Here is a 17,698-nt window from a genome sequence, read left to right as displayed (position 1 = left end):
TAAGAATATTGGTGATGCTATTATATACGCAGTTGGGGCGATTAGTGTTCGCCCTTTATTTTGAACTTATACCGTACGGAATTCCAAATGAAATTGAAGACAGAACACTTTAGACGGTTTGGTAACGTTCTTGGTGCGTTGGGTATTGTGTCGCTTGTGGTGAATGCGTTTATATGTTTTCACATTGCTAAGATGCGTGATTATGGTGCGGCTGAAATCATAGATACCATTGGTTCATATGGAATTATCGAACCTGTAGCGTATGCGGTGTTCTCAGTGCTGCCAGCGCTAATTTTCAACTATATGTGTGGCTTTGGAGCAAAGCTGATAACGAAAGGTACTAAATGAAACAGTTTCTACTTGGCGCGTTATGCGTCGTTGCGATGATTCAATGCTCAAGTTTGATGGAAACCAAACTTGAAGAAGAATCATTGATGATTGCTGGTATGTACTCTTATTGCTACACGGTCACGCAAGAAGACGTGTTCTTATCGGGATTAATTGAGCATAAAGAGATTCATGATAAGAAGCACGGCGAAACGGATAAACTTGATTTAGACCGTGGTTCGAAGTTATTCAAACAAGCTAATGGTAATGATTATCATAAACAAGTAGAAGTTTGTCGCACTAACTTGCGAATGATTGAATCTGAATGATAAGTATAAACAGAAATATCAAAGGTGGTTATTCTATGAACTTTCAAATCATGATCAAAGGTACAGAAGTAAAGGCGGTTCGCACTAAAGAAGAAGTGGAAGCGCTAGGCCAACAAGGTTACTACAAAGGGAAGATCGTTGTTGCTGATAGCGAAGAAGAAGCGGTAAAGCTGTTTGAAGGCGGTTCACAGCGCAAGCCAGCTAATAGCGAATATAACGCCAATTGGGGATTCTGGATTCTTGCGGCTATCATCGTTGCACTAACTACCGCATTTATCGGTTCTCAGAAGTATAACCCAACACTACTTTATATTATCGGTTTCGGTATTGCTCACTTGCTATTCATCGTGGGTATTGTCAAATCAATCACGCAGACCATCACACAGCGTTTGTTCGAGTTGAAGAAAGAGTTGAAATAATGTTTCTAGTCGAAGAAGTAATAGGATTTTCACTAGGTGCTTTCGCTGGCTCTTTAATATTGGCTTTGATTGTTCTTGGTATCACTTACTTATGTACGCGCAACGATAAAGCACGTAAGGTCAAATCGCGCACACCATGTGCGATTGTTATCGCATCACTGCTTACAGTGGTTGGACAAAGCCAGAATGGTAGCAGTTCACTAGAGATATTTGGTTATGTGGTATTCACAATAATAGGTTATTCACTAGTTGGTATGTACTTATACAAACAGGCACTAAAGAAGGAGTTGAAATAATGAAAGCACTAGTATTATCAGCAGTTGCACTATCACTTGTCGGTTGTTCTATTACTCCGACAGAACAAGAAGTCAAAGCACGTATTGAAGCAACTCAGAACAAACTAAAAAATGATCGTATCACTCTTAATAAGTCGGTGATTAATAAAATCGAAGCGAAGACTTGGAATATCAAAGGAACGACGTATCAAATTGATATGTCAGTATCAAGTGACGAATACAAGTTTATGTCAGAGATTCACGAATATCGACCAGAGGATGAACTAGTTAAGCAAGCACACAAAGATGCAGATCGCGAAATGTGGGACGCAAGGAAGTTAAACGAGCGCTTGAACTGGATCGGCAAAATGGGCGGTCAATTCTCGATACTTGGTTATGCATATACAATTGATACTGCTAGTGACGGCAATATTAAAGCAATGCTTATTCAAGACGGCGTGAAGATAGATACTTTCGAAATGAGAGGTATTGCACGACCAGCAGCAGGATCAGCATGGCGCAATAATGCTATTGTCTATGATAAGAATATTGATAGCACTAAAGACTTTGAAATTCGTGTTATCAACACCATCACGAAATCAATGGAAAGCTATAAGTTTGAGGTGTTGCAATAATGAGGAAGTTATTATTGTTATTAATGTTGTCATTTAGTGTGCAAGCTGAATATACGAAAGATGATGAAAGTATCTGCGTTGCAGGGCGCACAGCAGCAGGGCTTATCATGCACTATCGGCAGCAAGGAGAATCAGCACAGGACTTGTTTGATTATTTTGGAAGCGTTGATGTACCTAAAAGCGTTAAGAGTATCTACATTAAACTAGTCGAACAGGCTTACAAACTGCCTAAAGTAAGTAATCTGGAATATAAAGAAATGGCAATCAGTCAGTTTGAAGAACGCACATATGCTCTTTGTAAAGAGCAACGCTCGAAGTAATAACTTGAAACATATCCCGTTATTCAATGGGCATAGTTAGTAAAATACCGCATCTTACAAAAGAGGTTAAAGTTATGGGTTTATTCAGTACCACGTTCAAGTTTGGCTATAGGGGCGATGAATATATAGCGTTCAGTGATTCTATTCCAGAGGGCTTTAAAGTCGTTTTTCAATATGGCAGGGATGGTAACGGTATTTACGAAGGACAACCAGTTCGCATCAAGGCAGATTACGAAGAAGAAGCGCTAGAGCGCTTTAATGTTGGTGCTAAAGCTGAACATCAAAAGTGGCTTGAACGCCTTGCAGCAGTACCGTTGTCAGAGAAAGAAGCCGCTGAACTTCAATTGCGCCAACAGGAAGAACGCAGGAAGCGTAAAGATGCGGTTGCCAACATTATGACTTCTACTACTTCTGAACTTGTGACGAATGCGGTAATTACAGAGAATAAGGGCGTTATTACTACTTCTTTAGTCGTTGGCATCAATGCCCTAAAAGATATTGCGGCGAACTTTCGTGATGTGTTCGGTGGTAAGTCAGCGACTTACACGAACGAACTTGTGAAAGCCAAGCAAGAGGCACTTGATGAACTAAAGTTAGCTGCGGTTGATATGGGCTGTAATGCGATTATTGGTGTTGCGTTTGATGTTGAGACTATTTCAACTGGCAGTTCTGTAAATATGATGATGATAAATGTTACTGGTACAGCGGTTAAGGCCAACACTAACTAGCAAATAAATACCTGAGTAATCCAAAAGAGGATCAGGTATGAAACAAAACGTCTTTAGAACATTAGCATAACAATCTTACACACCGTCGCTTTGTGTAATGGTCAACAAAATTTGGAACTGAGGCTGGCGCTGAGGTTGAAAATGTAGTTAAACCTGAACAGCTGGTCAGATCAGTTAGGATGATTGAACGGACGGTTGAGCGTGAAATCATATTGACACTGAGTTGCTTGAAGCGCTACAGAGTGGAACTGTGCGGCCTTCTGTGAGGGCTGTGACGAAATATCGACAAGTCGGTTACGATAAGAGCAAGAACGCGCTTGAAGAGCTGGTGAGCGCAAATAAGCTACTGCGTTCTGAGACGGGACGGTATTCAGTAATATAATACTTGGGGTGAGTCAAAGGTTTGTGACGGTTGTCATTTTAAATGCTCCCACCTTGGTCATTAATTATACCCGTTCTACTTGAAGTTGTTTGGGTATATGATAGGAGCCCACGGCGCGCAAACGCTACCGTTTAGGCGGCAAGATGATATAGTAATTATGTGTTTAATTCATCTGTTGTTTTATTTTAAGGTCGTGTTATGCCAGGTTCACAACTGAGTCAAATTACCGTTTATCCCGCAAAATCCTTACGAGGTATTTCGCTCACCACAAGTTTCGTTGAACAACAAGGGCTGACATTTGACCGCCGATTCATGCTAGCTCGCGCCGACGGCTCGATGGTAACAGCTCGGCAATATCCACAATTGGTCAAAATCGATACCGCCTTGTTGGCTGACGGCGTCCGCTTTTCAGTGGATGGCATGGCGCCTTTGGTGGTGCGTTACGCAGAACTTGAGCGCAGCCTTGTGCCTGCACAAGTGTTTAACGATAAATTTGAGGCTTACAGCACCACGGAAGATGCGAATGCGTGGTTTAGCGCTTATTTAGCGATGCCCGTGACATTGCGATATTGTGGTGAAACCACCAATCGTTATCGCGCGAAAGTTGGGCATACGGTCAGTTTTGCTGATGGCTACCCACTGCTGATCATTAGTGAGGGGTCATTAACCGAATTGAATCGACGTTGTTCTCAGCCTCAGTCGATGAACCAATTTCGACCCAATTTAGTCGTTAGCGGTGATGAACCCTTTATTGAAGATAGCTGGAAACGGATTCGTATTGGTGAGGTGGAATTTGAGGTGGTCAAGCCCTGCGAGCGCTGCATATTCACAACCGTAAACCCGCAAACGGGCGTGTTCAATTCTCAAAAAGAGCCGTTGAAAACCTTAGCGACGTTTCGTGCTAACGAGGCGGGTGGCGTGTTCTTTGGTCAAAATCTCATTGCCAAAAATGAAGGCGTGATTCGACAAGGTGATGTAGTTGAGGTTATTGAATATAAAGAAAAAGAACATTATAACGATATTGAAATTGTGGCTTCAAACTCTCCATTGCAGCTAAGCGCTGAAGAGCGCGTGAAGGGCAGTGATATTTGCGATGATGAGCATCAAGTGGCGCCGGTGACGATTACGTTTAATGGCGCCACCTTTATTGGCAATAATACCGATACATTATTAGAGCAGATAGAGGCCGCTGGATTGACAATGCCATATCGCTGCCGCGCGGGCCTGTGCGGAGCATGTCGAATTCATGTTGAGCAAGGCGATGTCACACAGCCTCACGTTCGCGCAATGAACGACGCTGAGCGCGCGCAGGGGTATGCATTAGCCTGTTCTTGTGTACCTGCGACCGATGTCGTGGTGAATCTTCCTGCAGATTAAAACAGCCTATACGCGAGCCATTCTTGCTGAGCCACACACTCTGAAGTGACTTGGGTATAATATACGCTCAAGCGCCGTTATTGGCGCTTGAGCGTGATACGCATTAGTCGTAGATAGTCGGGATTGGCTTGCGTTTGTGCTGTGTTGCCAGATAAATAGCGACTAAGCGTGCCGTTACCGCATCACTTACCGGCTTTCCTTCAAGAAAATCGTCAATTTGTTCATAGGTGAGATTGAGCGCATCTTCGTCAGCTTTTTGCGGAGCTAACTCTTCGAGATCTGCGGTTGGTACTTTTTGCACTAATTGCGCTGGCGCGCCAAGCTCTGCCGCCAGTTGACGCACTTGGCGTTTGCTCAAGCCAAATAGGGGGGCGAGATCGCACGCGCCGTCGCCAAATTTGGTATAAAAGCCAGTAATGTTTTCTGCTGAGTGATCCGTGCCAAGCACCAAACCACCGACATAGCCGGCCACTTCGTATTGTGCCACCATGCGCGCACGGGCTTTCACATTTCCTTTGATGAAATCGACTTTTGCGGCATCGTCAGGCAACAATCCTGTGTCAGCCAGCGCGATATGTGAGGCGGTATGAAGGCCATCAACACCCGCTTTGATGTTCACTGAGATGGAATGCGTTGGCTGAATAAATTGCAGCGCCAGTTGCGCTTCATCTTCGTCTTTTTGCTCGCCATACGGAAGGCGTACTGCGACAAATTGATAAGGCTGGTCTTCTGTCTCTGCGTTGAGTTCATTGATGGCCAATTGAGCCAAACGGCCACAAGTGGTTGAGTCAACACCACCGCTAATGCCCAACACGAGGGCGTGACAACGCGCATTGCGCAGTGTGTTTTTAATGAACTCGACGCGGCGTTTAATTTCAAAAGAGGCATCGATGACAGGTAACACACGCATTTCTTCACGAATGAGCTGTTCCATATTGGTTTCCTTATCTTCCAACGGCTCTGCACTATTCAATCAACAAGGGTTGCAGAGGCATGACTAATTGAGGCTTATCGAGGTATCATATCAACTCAGTTGAAGAAAAACAGGCCGATAAGGGTAGAAATTTTTTATGACTCAAATAGCGCTATTTGGCAGTGCGTTTAATCCGCCCAGCCTTGGGCATAAAAGTGTGCTCGAGTCGTTGAGCCATTTTGATTGTGTGTTGCTTGAGCCAAGCTATGCTCACGCTTGGGGTAAATCAATGATTGATTATGCCACGCGTTGTGAATTGTTAGACGCCTTTATCGCAGATATCGCGTTACCTAATGTCCAGCGAAGCGAAGTGGAGCCTTTGCTATCGAGAGATGGTGCGGCCGTCACCACCTATGCGCTGCTAAAAAAACTTCAACAAATGCACCCTGCTGCCGATATTACTTTTGTGATGGGGCCAGACAATCTATTCAATTTTGCCAAGTTCTATTGCGCGGATGAGATAGTCAAGCGTTGGAAGGTGATGGCTTGCCCTGAAAAATTGTCGATTCGCAGTACAGATATTCGGCATGCACTCCAACATGGCGAATCAGTAGAAGAATTGACCACCTCTTCCGTCGCGCAATACTTGATTGATAGAAAACTTTATACGAAAATTTAGCCGGGTTACCAATGGCAGTTACGCAAAAATGAAAGTCGTGTTGATATCAATTTTAACCGTTGCTTTGGCGGCGCAGGTGAATGCATCTTGCCTGCTTACCAGCGAGCGATCAATCATGCTCGCGGCATCGCCGTGGTGTGATGAAGTGCGACTGGTAGCAGATGAAGTCAGCGACAAATTGTTTCGTTGGCTAAAACCCGAAACCAGCCCCACAGATTATTGGCAGCAGTGGTCACTAAAATCTCGCGACAATCCCGTAGTCTCTTCTCGGCTCTCCGACAACTATTTTGGTCTGGGCTTTTGGATGCCAGAAAAGTTAGAAGAAGACGCTCACGATATGACGACGGAAGAGTGGCTTCGCAGTCATGGTCTTTTGTTTAGCGTTGGCTTTGGTGAGCGGCAAAAAGGCGAGCCAAGAATGCGTTTTGATTACCGCTGGCATGACGACGCCGATAGCGATTTAATGATGCAGGTAGAAGTGCCTTTTTAACGCCACTCGTAGCACCCCATTTTTTGATTAAATGCGCCACGCTATACCCAAACAACTTGAAGATGCAGGTAGGCGACAAGAGAGCAAACCCTCTGAGCACTTCGTGAACATAGATGAGCTATGTGATGAGGTTTGCGAGCGCCAGTCCCACAATTTTTTAAAGAGAAGCGCTGCAACTTCAAGTGGGACGGGTATAAACTCAGCAGTGTGACACTTCGACTTAAGGTTTAACGCAGTGGCTCACCAAGTACCAGTGACGTCGCTTGCTGGTATTGGCTTTCGTTGTTATCAAAAAGCTGTTCAACAATAACATCATGCGCTTGACCTGAAAGACGTCTTTTTTGCGCCTCTCGTACCAATAACGCTAATTTAAGCTCCTGACTTAACGCACTATCTTTATCAGTTTGAGGTTGATCCGTTTGAGGTAATACCCCTTTAAGTAATTTTGCCTGCCACTGCGTTAGGTGTTGTGTTAATGAATTTTCTGTTAGCAAGGGAGTTATCTGGGTGGCTTGGCGTTTGAGCACCACAAGCAGCTCGTGTCTTGCCTCCGCCTTGTCGTTTGGCATATTGGCGTCACACTCTTGAAAATCCACTAGCGTGTCGAACAGCGCGCTCACCAATGGCGTTGATGTTACAAATCCGGCTTGATGAGAAAAGCGGTCGTTCAGGCGCACAGAAAAATGGCACTGGTCAATGTGACTGTTGGGTAAGAAAGTCACGGCACTTAAACAATCCTGTGGTAGCCAAAACAGTTGGTTCGGCTCCACCGCAAATTCGGTTTTTCCAAGCTTGATTAAAGCAAGCCCTGAGCGCACGCGAAGCCAAACGTGTTTTAGCGTACGTTTGCGAGAGGTGCTATGCAAATGATCGTAGTGAGAGCTGAAAAACTCGATTGCGTAGTTCATGATTGATTACCAAATCCAAAAGTCTGTTTCGGCACCGCTTGACGCTATCAGGGTCGCATTTTCGGTGGGGCGTAAGGGTATCGTGTCTTGTGTCAAAAGCCAACACTGCTGAAACGACAAGTTGTTTGGGTATCGAATGACTGGTATGACCTTGGCGTAAATCATCGTAAGTTAGCTGCATGGAAAAACAACACAGCGTAAACTATTGCAGCCTTTTTATTGATGTATTTACCTATGATTCAAGATACGGACCCTTATATCGATATTCGTCCTTATAACGACGATGAAATCCCTGCTGCAATCGAACGTCTGATTCACGACGACGAGTTTATTCACGCGATCATTAAGCATCGCTTTGCTGGTAAACCTGTGTGGTTTGGTCGTCTCATTGCGCCCTTTTTGCGGATATATTTACGCAATAAATGGCGTCGTTTAACCACGACGGAAGCAATTCAAGCTGAAATTAAGGTTTATCTCGATAAGATTTTATCGACGACAACCGATGGCGTCACTTATTCTGGTCTTGAAAAATTGGATTCGAATACATCGTATTTGTTTGTTTCCAATCATCGTGATATTGCCATGGATCCCGCGTTGGTCAATTACGGTATTTATTTGAATGGTCATCGAACAGTGCGGATCGCCATTGGCGATAACTTATTGAAAAAGCCATGTGCAACCGAACTGATGCGTTTAAATAAGAGTTTTATTGTCAAACGTTCTGCCAAAGCGCCACGTGAAATGATGAAAGTTCTTGGTCAACTCTCTTCTTATATTAAACATTCATTAGAGACGGGCAATTCCGTTTGGATAGCGCAACGTGAAGGTCGTGCGAAAGACGGGAATGATGTAACCGATCCGGCGATTTTAAAGATGTTTTATGTTGAAGGGCGTAAGCGAAAATTAAGTTTTGCTGATTATATGAAGAGTTTGCGCATTGTGCCGGTAGCCATTTCATATCAAAACGATCCTTGTGATATTGCGAAAGCAAAAGAATTATTTGAGAAAGCAACTCACGGACGTTATGAAAAGAGTGAATTTGAAGATATTGATAGCATCATTCAAGGCATTATTGGTGACAAAGGTGCGGTTCACGTCGCATTTGGTGAAGAGCTGCAAGGTGACTATGAAACGCCGGAGGCGTTAGCGCAAGCGATTGATGAGCAAATTCATCAGCATTACCATTTATACCCGATCAACCGATTAGCGGCAGGTCAGGAAGATGAGTTGATATCAGAAGATGTACGAGCGCAACTGGCGGAAAAATTGCGTGCTCTACCAGAAGGGGCGCAACAATATTTGGTCGCCAGTTACGCCAATCCGGTCAATAACCAGCATTAATTTGTTTGATTAGCGCGCCACGGCGCCGCCTAGTGTGAGTTGGGTGGGCCAGCGCGTTATTTGATTACCGCCTAAAAACAGATTGCCATGGATGGTGAGCGTGTCAGGTAGTTCAGTTATAGCGGAACCCCCAAGGTAAAGATTACCTTCCACGATGAGCCCCTCAGGCAGCTGCTTGAGCGGTGTTCGTATCACGCTCAAATCGCCGCGAACGCGCAGTTTGGCAGGAAGTGATTGTAACGGCGTGTCGCTTAAATTAAGAAAGCCACCCAGTTGAATGCCTGCTGGCCAGCGGACAATTTGACTATTCGCAAGGTTGGCATAACCACGAATTCGTGTTTGCATGCCGATACGGCTCAAAAGGCTATGACTGGCTTCTAAGTTGCCTTGAATTACCGTGCCACTAGGAAGCGCAGAAATCGGTGAACTGGCGATATTGAGGTTACCTTTTACCGCCAGCCCTGAGGGTAAGCGAGAATACGGTTTATTGCGCAGATCGAGATTGCCGTAGTTATCCAGGTGATTAAGCAGTTGGTAGTGTTCTATCGCTATGGCAAAGGGAGAGAAGATGATAAGAACCAGAGCCCACCTGATTGAACTTAACCGCCAGTTTTTTAAGTTCATAAACGCCTCGATACTGATTGGGGGCAAATAGAGTTGCGTCTTAAAATCTAAAAGCGAATAGAAGCTCGCTTTTAGATTCATATATGGGTATACAACGCGTTCGTGTCGATTAACGAGCCAGCGAACGAGATTTGAGTTCAAAGATCAGTTTCTCTGCACTCACCTCAAACTTAAAACGAGCATTTAACTCTTGGCTGTCCTGATTGACAGGTGCCACTTCGAACTCGACATTTGCGTTAACGCTTTGAGCTAGCGTTGTGTAGCGAGCCAACTCGGCTTCAAGCGCCTCTTGACCATTGGCATAGATCGTCACTTCAGCCACATCGTCACCTTCTTTGATGATGAAGCCAATTTCACCTGCGCAGCCGCACGCTTCACAAACGGTGTTTTCTTCTAATTGTGTGGTCATAATTATTCCTCATACAAAAGCTGTGGATATTCTACCAGCAAATTGATCACTCGCTAGCAAAAAGTCATCCTGAAAAACAAAATTTATCGCCTGTCGTGTGGTAAAAAACAGTGTATTTTTGCTGAAAAAAGACAGAGCCTATATGCATATTTGACTGAATTTCTACGTGATCTAGTTCAATTTTCGCGGTCTCACTTAATGAGAAAACCATTTAAAACGGGGTCTGTTGGTTGCTTAACATGTCAATTTGTAAGAGTATTCTCCAACAATAAAAATAATGAGACTCAAAAACGTTTGAATACGTCCGGGGGCTTAAATTTTTCTAAACATGCTAGATACAGTACGGCCTGTGGTGAAAGTAAGTGCTTAGGTTATAGTATGAGAAACGGTTTGAGTAGTATGTGGTACTTAACCAAATTAACGTGGCTAAAGGCGCTGAATTTGCAGCTTAGCTAAGCATTAAAGCGATGAAGAGAGCCGTGACAGTAGGTTGGATGAGTACTCATAAGGTTGGTCAGTCAGAAGGATATGATCATAGTGATCAGCGGTGTAAGTAGGCAGTGTTTGCGAGTTATGATGCGAATGTGATTTCACTGTCTTTGTTTCAAAGCGAAGTAACGCGATATTAAATGTTCCTTATTCAAGTGAAAGACGCGGATGGTCTATTTAGCGTACTCACTCACTAAGTTACGATGACAATTTACTGATTGAATGTTTGATACTTAGTCAGGGCCAAGTGTGTCGCTGCCATATTCGCCGAGAAAGCGTTGATAATTTCGTCCGTGCACAGAATTTTCTTGATGGACGTTAACTTAGAGAAGAACCAAAGATGCCGAAGCGTAGTAAAGAAGATACAGAAGTTACGATACAGAAAATTATGGACGCTGTGGTAGACCAGCTTATTCGCCTGGGATACGACAAAATGTCATACACAACGTTGAGTCAGCAGACTGGCGTGTCGCGCACGGGCATCAGTCATCACTTTCCCAAGAAAACGGATTTCACAGCGGCATTGGATGGTCGTATTTTTAAGATGTTTGTTGAACACCTTGAATTTACAAAAAATTTGGAAGATTTTTCTCAGAGTTGGCTGGCGGCGCTAGAAGATCAAGAGTTTTTGGCGATTTTGCGTCTGTTATTCCATCATATTGTCGCTTCGGAAAAAACGCATCAATTTGCCTCCGCAGGTGTCGATCGTCTATACAAGACGGTTGCTCAAGCATTTGGGGCTAGCGGTGAGCGCGAGCTAGAATGGTTAATCGGCAAATCTTTAATTAGAATGAGCCAGTAATCTGAGCGGTACGCTCATCGTCACGTTGTTTGGGTATCATTCAGCTCTGTGCATAAGGGCGAACGTGTTTGCTACTTTCTCGCAACGTTGATTATCTCAAGAGCAGAATGAGTGCCCCTGTGTCTAGGGGCATTTTTTCAACTTGAATTCAGCTTGTTGCGAGGTATCTTAGAGTGAGTACGAGATTTTAACGTACGCCTAAGGAGTCGATATGAAACCCATTAGCAAAGCGTATCATGAATTTTGCTATCCCTTTATTTATGAAGACAGCCCGGTGTGTGATTTTGAGATTTTAGCCGATGAGCTTTGTTCGCGTATTGGCTTGTTGCTCACTCGAGAACTACCAGCAAACGTTGGCGATATATTGGAGCGGCTTCAGCCAAATGTTTATCACCTTAATGGTTCGGTTCGCGGAAAATTAGCGATAGACGATGCTCAATTTGATGAATTGCTGTCAGACTATCAATGGCTGCGCCAAGAGTTGGAAGGAGGCTTTGTTGGGTTTGTGCTGCCAGGAGGACACCCAGTCGCGGGTGAGCTCCATTTGTGTCGGTGCAATGCCAAAAAAATTGTCCGTGCCTTGGTCGCGATAGAGCACTCCGGCAAGAAGTCACCAGCGCCTATTTTGTTTCGCTATGCCAATCTGCTCGCCAATGTGATGTACGCGCTCGCCTCTTATACCAATCGTATTACGAAGACAAAAGAAGTTGAATTTGTCAGCCGTAGTTATACGCTGCCTAAGCCTTCTAACACCGATGGAAACTGCGCAGATTGAAGCGACCTGAGCGCAGTCGTCACATCTGCGAGAACGAATTTATATCCGTTCGACTTGAAGTTGCAGCGTTGTTGGCTGGCTCTCACAAACCTCATCACATAGTCTATCTATGTTCACGAAGTGCTCAGAGGCTTTGCTCGTTTGCCGCCTACCTGCAACTTCAAGCTGTTTGGGTATAGATTTAAGCTGGGAGTACTCGCTGCTCTAAGTGCTTAGCGCCGCGAAGCATCGCTTCGATAAGCTCACCTGCGTTAAATTTCTCCAGAGCCTCGTGCGCACCAACTTGGTGAGCGCGATCAACACAAATTTCGCTCGAAAGAGAAGTATGCAAAATGCAGTAAGCACGGTTCAGCGCGCTGTCATTTTGAACTTCAAACGCTAATTCATAGCCATCCAGCCCGGGCATTTCGATATCGCTGACCAGTAAGTCAATTGGGCGCTGCGCTTGCGCGCTCTGTCGCATCATTTCAAGCGCCTCTGCACCATTTGCGCAGATTTGGTAGCTGATATTGATGCTATCAAGCGCATCGGCGAGCTGTTTTCGAGCGATAGAAGAGTCATCGACCAAGAGAATGTTCAGTGCTTTCAAACGCTCGCGCTCAACATCGGTTAGCATTGGGATTTTGGTATTTTCGTATTGCGGATAAATTTTTGATAACAGCAGTTCCACATCCAACATCTGTACAATTTCATCGTTATACCGAGTGATCCCCGTGATAAAGACGTTATGGCCGGCAGAGGTTGGTGGCGATTCTATCGCCCGCCAATCACACTCAATGATTTTTTCGATGCTTCGCACCATAAAGGCGACTACGGTGCGAAGGCAATCTGTCACAATCAGGTAGCAATTTGCGTATTCTTCTTTGGTGATCGGGCGAAAACCTATCGCAGCGGCCATGTCGATGACAGGCACAGTTAAATTGCGGATCGTCACAGTGCCAATCACATGTTGGTGGGAATAAGGGATCTGCGTCGTGGGCTGATAAGGCACGATTTCACGCACTTTCAATGTGCCAATCGCAAAGTTTTGCCTTAACGTGAGTTTGAAAACCAACATTCCTTGTGACTGGTTGGCTTTGCTTAACGTTTTTGTTTTGCTCGCACCGATCGCCATTTTCCATTCTCGCAGATTCTAGGTCCTTAAATTCTAACCGATTATGCCTTCACGACAAGAGAGCAAGTGCACGAAATGTTTGTGATCTTTGTACCGTTTCTTAATTTGCCTTAGTCAATCAGATTTATTGGTGTGGCGTTTCGCGCAATGGGCGTTGTAGCGGTATACACAGTGTGGTGCTAAGTGAAAGCGTGGTCTTTGTAAAGGGTTTAAGATACACTGCCGCGGTTTTTGAAGAGGAGTAAGTCAATGGCCAATACCGCCCATGCACTGCATATTTTGGTGAAGCACAAAGAGCAAGCCGAAGATATTATTAAACAGTTGAAAAAAGGCGCTAAATTTCAAACGCTAGCGAAAAAGTACTCCAGTTGTCCCTCAGGTAAAAATGGTGGCGATCTTGGTGAATTTCGTCGCGGCCAAATGGTGCCTCAGTTCGACAAAGTTTGCTTTAGTGGCGAGACGTTAGTTCCCCATCTGGTAAAAACCAAATTTGGCTGGCATGTGGTTAAGGTGTTGTACCGCACTTGAGCTGATACAACCATAGCCCTATGAGGGGCTACGAAAATTTCAGTGATTCATACACAGAGTAAAAAAGGCTGGCCTAGAATGCCAGCCTTTTCTATTTTTATGTTGTCGTGTAATGACCCAGCAAAAATTGTACAACTTAAGCCGCTAATTCATAAGCTTTAGCTGGCTTTTTCGTATTTAGCACTTGATGTGGTCGTTCCGTATTGTAGAACTCAAGCCACTTGCCTACCGCTGCTCTGGCCTCATGCATCGACGTAAAATTGTGTATCCAGATACATTGCTCTTTGATGGTTTTGATTAGCCGCTCAACCATGCCATTTTGCTGAGGTGTATGAGTGTGAATGAACCCCTGCGTTAACCCGCATTGCGTGGCCAGTGTGGTATATAAACGTGAGGTAAAGACTAAGCCATTGTCGCTAGGTAGTTGCAAGCCTGGTGTCGCTTTACCTATGACTCCATATCGAGTCAGTAGCGCATCTTCAAGCGCTGCAACGGCTGATTTCGCATTTCCACGTTTGCTTAGACTCCAGCCCAAAACCTCCCGAGTATGACAATCCATCACCAGTGTGAGCGCAAACCAGCGATCTTGTTCGCCACACCACAAGCGTGCAATATCGGTAGACCAACACATATCAGGTGCGTGAGCAACAGATGCTTTTGTTTCACACGAGGTCTGAAACCAAGCGCTTTTTCCTACATTGCCAACCTTTCAAGCTCATCAGTCGCTGAACTGTGTTCTTGTTCTCTCCAAGCATGAAGACAGCTGTGCGATAGCCTGCGTAAGGCAAAGCATCAATGACACGCTTTATCCGGCTTGCTAACCACTCGCTCACTTTCGGCTTCCGAGTTTTCTCTTGGTAATAAAAAGTGCTGCGAGCCAACCCAGTCCAACGACACAGTTGGCTTATGGATACCGCATCACCTTCTTTGGCCATCTCATCCCTGATAGCGAGGATCAGTCGTCTTGGTCGAGATGGCGATTGAGCTTTTTTAGGAATTTGATTTGCAGCATGGCCTCCCAATAAGCCGCGTGTAAATCATCAATCTTTTTCTCGTATTGCTCACTGAGATCTTTTGGATTTGCTTTAAGCGCGTTCTCCATTCCACCTGCTGCTTTGACTGCAAACCCTGATGTTAAATTTAAAATGGCACGGTTAAAGCAGGGGACTTACCAGCTAGAAATCGTCGATTATACAGTTGCTTAGTTTATCGCGGTTAAACTTAGCATAATGAATATATAGAGCGCTGGTCTGCTCCGTTGAGCGACTGGCTCTTTTAAATTTATTAGCATCCATGTTTACGGCAAGGATATGAGTCAAATCATATGAATGAACGTTGGTCATGCGTATGATAAGTTGCGTAGTATAACCATCAGCCATATTCATAAGCCTAATGACCTTACCAGCAGAACCCGCTACTGTTTACCACCTTTCCGAAACTGACTTTCTAGCACTATTAGAGAGAAGCAATAAGACAGGGCAACGATCACTTAAAGCTCAGCTTGAGTTTGAAAAACTAGTTGTTAGTCGTGGCTTGTCGTTTTCTGACAACTACTTCTTCAAAAATGCGCGACAGAAAGTCTCTCTCATTGATAGCTCTGGAGAGCTATATGAGGTATCTCCATACGCTTTCAAAGCAATCAAATCTACAACTAACCGCAAGACTGCTGCCAAGAAAGAATTCGAGAAGCTAGTTAATACTACTGGATGGACTTTAGGAGTGGATTACGAGTACAAGAATACAAGTACAAAAGTTCCCTTGGTTTGCTCCGTTGGTCATGCTTGCTCTATTTCACCCAGCAAATTCAAGTCAGGACAACGGTGTGCAGTATGTGCTGGAAATGTAAAATACGATACAGAGTCATTCATTACTCGTGCTAAAGAGATCCACGGCGACAAATATGACTACAGTGTCACCAGATATGGGGCTAACAACAAAACCCAAGTTGAAATCATCTGTTCAATTCATGGTGTATTTCGTCAAACCCCATCAGATCACATCAACCAGAAGTCAGGCTGCCAGAAATGCAAATTTGATAAGTTGCAGATGCTTGCTACAAAAACTCATGATCAGTTCATAAAAGATGCTTTAGCAGTGCATGGAGAACGGTATTGCTACGACAAAACAAGTTATGAGCTATCGAGTAAAGAAATAACGATTACTTGTTTGGCACATGGGGATTTTAAACAGCTTCCAAGTGTTCATTTAACTGGCAGTGGGTGCCAGCAATGTGCAAATGAAGACCTAGCTATTAAATTCAGAAAAACGACGGCAGAATTCATAACAGAAGCAAGCGACATACACCAGAATCGTTATGACTACTCGTTAGTCAACTATCAAACGGCTCACGATAAAGTAAAGATTATTTGTGGTAAGCATGGAGCCTTTGAGCAATCAGCTGGTGGACATCTTCAAGGAGCTGGGTGTAATCAATGTGCTATTGATGGGCGCGCTGATAAGCAGAGAAAGTCGATAGATAAGTTCATTGAAGAAGCAAAACATGTTCATGGTGACCGCTACGATTACTCGTTAACCGAGTACAAAAATATTGACACACCCGTCGATATCATATGCTCAGTTCACGGTATATTTTCTCAAGCTCCATATTCACACTTAATTGGTTCTGGTTGTATTCAGTGTGGTTTTGAAAACACAAAGCTCAAGCAAACTAAATCGACAAGCGAGTTTGTTGAACAAGCAGTAGCTATTCATGGTAAAGCATATGATTACTCACTTGTTAAGTACACTGGTGCCAAAGAGTTGGTTCAGATCATTTGCTCAGTTCATGGTGTATTTGAACAACAACCATCTGTTCATCTAACTGGTGCTGGTTGTAGGGCTTGTGGTTTTGAACGGTCTAATAAAGCAAAAACGATGACTCAGAGTGAGTTCATCAGCAAAGCTAATGAGATACATGGTTCAAAATATGATTATTCAAACACTGTGTATGAGCTGTCACACGTCAAAGTAGATATTATCTGTCCAGAACATGGAGTTTTCAGCCAGACCGCAAACTCTCATTTAAACGGTAATGGGTGTCCTCGATGTGCTTTTGTTGCCGCTGCTGAACGCCAACGACTGACCACAGAAGAGTTCATTGAATTGGCGGTTGAAATGCATGGTGAGACGTTCGATTACTCTGAAGTCGATTACGTATCTTCTCATGACAAAGTGAAAATCACCTGTCCAATTCATGGCGTTTTTGAGCAAACACCCACAAGTCATTTAACTAGTGATTTTGGATGCCGTGAGTGCGCTAATAAGAGTAAAGGATTAGCTCAGCGGAAGACAACGGATGAGTTTATATCTGTTGCAAAAGAGGTTCATGGTGACCGATATGATTACTCGTTGACTGAATACGTCACAGCAAAAGATAAAGTAGCAATCCTTTGTCATAAGCATGGATTGTTCATGCAAGATCCAAGAATTCATATCAATGGTTCACATTGCCCGAAATGCAGTTATGGAAAGGGGGTAGGGACTTATGATGAATACTACTTCCAACGCAACCCAGAAGAACGAAATAAGCCTTGTAACGGATACTATGTGAAGTTTAAAAGAGGTGCCGAAGTTCGCTATAAAGTTGGATTAGACTCAACTGGTAATCGCTGGAAAGCGAACTACAAAGGTTGGGATGTTGAGTTTCTTCTTCGACAGCCGATGACGAAGTATGACGCTTGGCTATGGGAGTCTGCTTTACTAGAGCAGCACCAAGTTCATCGATATAAGGTTAAAGATTCAGAGTTCATTGGAAACGGTTCAACCGAGATGTTTCATGTAGACATTTTAAAGCTAGACTTATAGTTAAAAGGGTGTCCACAGGACACCCTTTTA

At 44.2% G+C, this 17,698-nt stretch carries 23 protein-coding genes and 1 pseudogene; 16 read left to right on the top strand and 8 right to left on the bottom strand.

Annotated features, from left to right (window positions below):
• Positions 1-87: 87 nt before the first annotated feature.
• The 9 genes and pseudogenes from HGP28_RS02305 to HGP28_RS19460 all read left to right on the top strand — a co-directional run bounded on the left by HGP28_RS02305 (position 88) and on the right by HGP28_RS19460 (position 4,792).
• Positions 88-348, top strand: coding sequence for a hypothetical protein (locus HGP28_RS02305; RefSeq protein ID WP_168834833.1), 261 nt, complete (start codon positions 88-90; stop codon positions 346-348).
• Entirely contained in the window at positions 345-656 is a 312-nt protein-coding gene (locus tag HGP28_RS02300; RefSeq protein ID WP_168834832.1) for a hypothetical protein, read from the top strand. The genes HGP28_RS02305 and HGP28_RS02300 overlap by 4 nt, the downstream gene beginning before the upstream one ends.
• 35 nt (positions 657-691) lie before the next feature.
• Positions 692-1,075, top strand: a complete 384-nt coding sequence (locus HGP28_RS02295) for a hypothetical protein (protein ID WP_168834831.1) — start codon at positions 692-694, stop codon at positions 1,073-1,075.
• Complete coding sequence (locus HGP28_RS02290; RefSeq protein WP_168834830.1) at positions 1,075-1,371, top strand: hypothetical protein; 297 nt, start codon at positions 1,075-1,077, stop codon at positions 1,369-1,371. The genes HGP28_RS02295 and HGP28_RS02290 overlap by 1 nt, the downstream gene beginning before the upstream one ends.
• Complete coding sequence (locus HGP28_RS02285; protein ID WP_168834829.1) at positions 1,371-1,985, top strand: hypothetical protein; 615 nt, start codon at positions 1,371-1,373, stop codon at positions 1,983-1,985. The genes HGP28_RS02290 and HGP28_RS02285 overlap by 1 nt, the downstream gene beginning before the upstream one ends.
• The gene (locus HGP28_RS02280; RefSeq protein ID WP_168834828.1) at positions 1,985-2,305 is read left to right on the top strand and encodes a hypothetical protein; all 321 of its coding nucleotides are present in this window, start codon (positions 1,985-1,987) and stop codon (positions 2,303-2,305) included. Before HGP28_RS02285 ends, HGP28_RS02280 begins: the two co-directional genes overlap by 1 nt.
• Before the next feature lie 74 nt (positions 2,306-2,379).
• A complete protein-coding gene (locus tag HGP28_RS02275; RefSeq protein ID WP_168834827.1) occupies positions 2,380-3,033 on the top strand; it encodes a YbjQ family protein in 654 nt (217 codons plus the stop codon).
• 580 nt (positions 3,034-3,613) lie between these two features.
• A pseudogene (locus HGP28_RS02270) lies at positions 3,614-4,435 on the top strand (MOSC domain-containing protein); the annotation flags it as partial.
• A 9-nt stretch (positions 4,436-4,444) separates the two neighbouring features.
• Positions 4,445-4,792, top strand: a complete 348-nt coding sequence (locus HGP28_RS19460; RefSeq protein ID WP_439333830.1) for a 2Fe-2S iron-sulfur cluster-binding protein — start codon at positions 4,445-4,447, stop codon at positions 4,790-4,792.
• 103 nt (positions 4,793-4,895) lie between these two features.
• Here HGP28_RS19460 and nadE read toward each other — a convergent pair whose 3' ends face one another.
• Complete coding sequence (gene nadE, locus HGP28_RS02265) at positions 4,896-5,726, bottom strand: NAD(+) synthase (RefSeq protein ID WP_168834825.1); 831 nt, start codon at positions 5,724-5,726, stop codon at positions 4,896-4,898.
• 136 nt (positions 5,727-5,862) lie between these two features.
• On the opposite strand from nadE, the gene HGP28_RS02260 reads away from it, so the two are divergent.
• Both HGP28_RS02260 and HGP28_RS02255 read left to right on the top strand, forming a co-directional pair.
• Positions 5,863-6,384, top strand: coding sequence for a nicotinate-nicotinamide nucleotide adenylyltransferase (locus HGP28_RS02260; protein ID WP_168834824.1), 522 nt, complete (start codon positions 5,863-5,865; stop codon positions 6,382-6,384).
• Between the two features lie 28 nt (positions 6,385-6,412).
• Positions 6,413-6,874 carry a hypothetical protein gene (locus HGP28_RS02255; RefSeq protein WP_168834823.1) on the top strand — a complete coding sequence of 154 codons (462 nt, stop codon included), beginning with the start codon at positions 6,413-6,415 and terminating at the stop codon, positions 6,872-6,874.
• Between the two features lie 227 nt (positions 6,875-7,101).
• Here the strand turns inward: HGP28_RS02255 and HGP28_RS02250 are convergent, their stop codons facing one another.
• Positions 7,102-7,782 carry an AraC family transcriptional regulator gene (locus tag HGP28_RS02250; RefSeq protein WP_168834822.1) on the bottom strand — a complete coding sequence of 227 codons (681 nt, stop codon included), beginning with the start codon at positions 7,780-7,782 and terminating at the stop codon, positions 7,102-7,104.
• A 234-nt stretch (positions 7,783-8,016) separates the two neighbouring features.
• Here HGP28_RS02250 and HGP28_RS02245 point away from each other — a divergent pair, with 234 nt between their 5' ends.
• Positions 8,017-9,123, top strand: coding sequence for a 1-acyl-sn-glycerol-3-phosphate acyltransferase (locus tag HGP28_RS02245; RefSeq protein WP_168834821.1), 1,107 nt, complete (start codon positions 8,017-8,019; stop codon positions 9,121-9,123).
• Positions 9,124-9,132: 9 nt separating this feature from the next.
• Here the strand turns inward: HGP28_RS02245 and HGP28_RS02240 are convergent, their stop codons facing one another.
• Together HGP28_RS02240 and HGP28_RS02235 are read right to left on the bottom strand one after the other, a co-directional pair.
• Positions 9,133-9,747, bottom strand: coding sequence for a hypothetical protein (locus tag HGP28_RS02240; RefSeq protein ID WP_168834820.1), 615 nt, complete (start codon positions 9,745-9,747; stop codon positions 9,133-9,135).
• A 109-nt stretch (positions 9,748-9,856) separates the two neighbouring features.
• Complete coding sequence (locus HGP28_RS02235; protein ID WP_168834819.1) at positions 9,857-10,156, bottom strand: DUF406 family protein; 300 nt, start codon at positions 10,154-10,156, stop codon at positions 9,857-9,859.
• 829 nt (positions 10,157-10,985) lie between these two features.
• Here HGP28_RS02235 and HGP28_RS02230 point away from each other — a divergent pair.
• Both HGP28_RS02230 and HGP28_RS02225 read left to right on the top strand, forming a co-directional pair.
• Complete coding sequence (locus HGP28_RS02230; RefSeq protein WP_168834818.1) at positions 10,986-11,447, top strand: TetR family transcriptional regulator; 462 nt, start codon at positions 10,986-10,988, stop codon at positions 11,445-11,447.
• 211 nt (positions 11,448-11,658) lie between these two features.
• A complete protein-coding gene (locus HGP28_RS02225; protein ID WP_168834817.1) occupies positions 11,659-12,222 on the top strand; it encodes a cobalamin adenosyltransferase family protein in 564 nt (187 codons plus the stop codon).
• A gap of 181 nt (positions 12,223-12,403) precedes the next feature.
• Here HGP28_RS02225 and HGP28_RS02220 read toward each other — a convergent pair whose 3' ends face one another.
• Complete coding sequence (locus tag HGP28_RS02220; protein ID WP_168834816.1) at positions 12,404-13,336, bottom strand: chemotaxis protein; 933 nt, start codon at positions 13,334-13,336, stop codon at positions 12,404-12,406.
• Positions 13,337-13,585: 249 nt separating this feature from the next.
• Here HGP28_RS02220 and HGP28_RS02215 point away from each other — a divergent pair, with 249 nt between their 5' ends.
• A complete protein-coding gene (locus HGP28_RS02215; RefSeq protein WP_168834815.1) occupies positions 13,586-13,864 on the top strand; it encodes a peptidylprolyl isomerase in 279 nt (92 codons plus the stop codon).
• A 136-nt stretch (positions 13,865-14,000) separates the two neighbouring features.
• On the opposite strand, the gene HGP28_RS19110 is transcribed toward HGP28_RS02215, so the two are convergent.
• From HGP28_RS19110 to HGP28_RS02205, 3 genes are read right to left on the bottom strand one after another with little or no spacing between them, the layout of a single operon-like run.
• Positions 14,001-14,495, bottom strand: coding sequence for an integrase core domain-containing protein (locus HGP28_RS19110; RefSeq protein ID WP_211091861.1), 495 nt, complete (start codon positions 14,493-14,495; stop codon positions 14,001-14,003).
• A gap of 31 nt (positions 14,496-14,526) precedes the next feature.
• Complete coding sequence (locus tag HGP28_RS19425; RefSeq protein ID WP_369333939.1) at positions 14,527-14,799, bottom strand: hypothetical protein; 273 nt, start codon at positions 14,797-14,799, stop codon at positions 14,527-14,529.
• 20 nt (positions 14,800-14,819) lie between these two features.
• Positions 14,820-14,966, bottom strand: a complete 147-nt coding sequence (locus tag HGP28_RS02205) for a hypothetical protein (protein WP_211091860.1) — start codon at positions 14,964-14,966, stop codon at positions 14,820-14,822.
• Positions 14,967-15,256: 290 nt separating this feature from the next.
• Between HGP28_RS02205 and HGP28_RS02200 the strand changes: the two genes are divergently transcribed.
• The gene (locus tag HGP28_RS02200; RefSeq protein WP_168834814.1) at positions 15,257-17,668 is read left to right on the top strand and encodes a DUF723 domain-containing protein; all 2,412 of its coding nucleotides are present in this window, start codon (positions 15,257-15,259) and stop codon (positions 17,666-17,668) included.
• Positions 17,669-17,698 lie beyond the last annotated feature (30 nt).

Origin of the sequence: Vibrio agarilyticus, assembly GCF_012641465.1 — a bacterium.
GTDB lineage: Bacteria > Pseudomonadota > Gammaproteobacteria > Enterobacterales > Vibrionaceae > Vibrio > Vibrio agarilyticus.
This window is presented reverse-complemented; position numbering and strand designations above follow the sequence as displayed.

What these genes read in the sequence shown, in the direction of transcription:
- HGP28_RS02305 (WP_168834833.1), top strand. Translation starts at nt 88, where the DNA reads ATGAAATTGAAGACAGAACACTTTAGACGGTTTGGTAACGTTCTTGGT.
- HGP28_RS02300 (WP_168834832.1), top strand. Translation starts at nt 345, where the DNA reads ATGAAACAGTTTCTACTTGGCGCGTTATGCGTCGTTGCGATGATTCAA.
- HGP28_RS02295 (WP_168834831.1), top strand. Translation starts at nt 692, where the DNA reads ATGAACTTTCAAATCATGATCAAAGGTACAGAAGTAAAGGCGGTTCGC.
- HGP28_RS02290 (WP_168834830.1), top strand. Translation starts at nt 1,075, where the DNA reads ATGTTTCTAGTCGAAGAAGTAATAGGATTTTCACTAGGTGCTTTCGCT.
- HGP28_RS02285 (WP_168834829.1), top strand. Translation starts at nt 1,371, where the DNA reads ATGAAAGCACTAGTATTATCAGCAGTTGCACTATCACTTGTCGGTTGT.
- HGP28_RS02280 (WP_168834828.1), top strand. Translation starts at nt 1,985, where the DNA reads ATGAGGAAGTTATTATTGTTATTAATGTTGTCATTTAGTGTGCAAGCT.
- HGP28_RS02275 (WP_168834827.1), top strand. Translation starts at nt 2,380, where the DNA reads ATGGGTTTATTCAGTACCACGTTCAAGTTTGGCTATAGGGGCGATGAA.
- nadE (WP_168834825.1), bottom strand. Translation starts at nt 5,726, where the DNA reads ATGGAACAGCTCATTCGTGAAGAAATGCGTGTGTTACCTGTCATCGAT.
- HGP28_RS02260 (WP_168834824.1), top strand. Translation starts at nt 5,863, where the DNA reads ATGACTCAAATAGCGCTATTTGGCAGTGCGTTTAATCCGCCCAGCCTT.
- HGP28_RS02255 (WP_168834823.1), top strand. Translation starts at nt 6,413, where the DNA reads ATGAAAGTCGTGTTGATATCAATTTTAACCGTTGCTTTGGCGGCGCAG.
- HGP28_RS02250 (WP_168834822.1), bottom strand. Translation starts at nt 7,782, where the DNA reads ATGAACTACGCAATCGAGTTTTTCAGCTCTCACTACGATCATTTGCAT.
- HGP28_RS02245 (WP_168834821.1), top strand. Translation starts at nt 8,017, where the DNA reads ATGATTCAAGATACGGACCCTTATATCGATATTCGTCCTTATAACGAC.
- HGP28_RS02240 (WP_168834820.1), bottom strand. Translation starts at nt 9,747, where the DNA reads ATGAACTTAAAAAACTGGCGGTTAAGTTCAATCAGGTGGGCTCTGGTT.
- HGP28_RS02235 (WP_168834819.1), bottom strand. Translation starts at nt 10,156, where the DNA reads ATGACCACACAATTAGAAGAAAACACCGTTTGTGAAGCGTGCGGCTGC.
- HGP28_RS02230 (WP_168834818.1), top strand. Translation starts at nt 10,986, where the DNA reads ATGCCGAAGCGTAGTAAAGAAGATACAGAAGTTACGATACAGAAAATT.
- HGP28_RS02225 (WP_168834817.1), top strand. Translation starts at nt 11,659, where the DNA reads ATGAAACCCATTAGCAAAGCGTATCATGAATTTTGCTATCCCTTTATT.
- HGP28_RS02220 (WP_168834816.1), bottom strand. Translation starts at nt 13,336, where the DNA reads ATGGCGATCGGTGCGAGCAAAACAAAAACGTTAAGCAAAGCCAACCAG.
- HGP28_RS02215 (WP_168834815.1), top strand. Translation starts at nt 13,586, where the DNA reads ATGGCCAATACCGCCCATGCACTGCATATTTTGGTGAAGCACAAAGAG.
- HGP28_RS19110 (WP_211091861.1), bottom strand. Translation starts at nt 14,495, where the DNA reads ATGTGTTGGTCTACCGATATTGCACGCTTGTGGTGTGGCGAACAAGAT.
- HGP28_RS19425 (WP_369333939.1), bottom strand. Translation starts at nt 14,799, where the DNA reads ATGGCCAAAGAAGGTGATGCGGTATCCATAAGCCAACTGTGTCGTTGG.
- HGP28_RS02205 (WP_211091860.1), bottom strand. Translation starts at nt 14,966, where the DNA reads ATGGAGAACGCGCTTAAAGCAAATCCAAAAGATCTCAGTGAGCAATAC.
- HGP28_RS02200 (WP_168834814.1), top strand. Translation starts at nt 15,257, where the DNA reads ATGACCTTACCAGCAGAACCCGCTACTGTTTACCACCTTTCCGAAACT.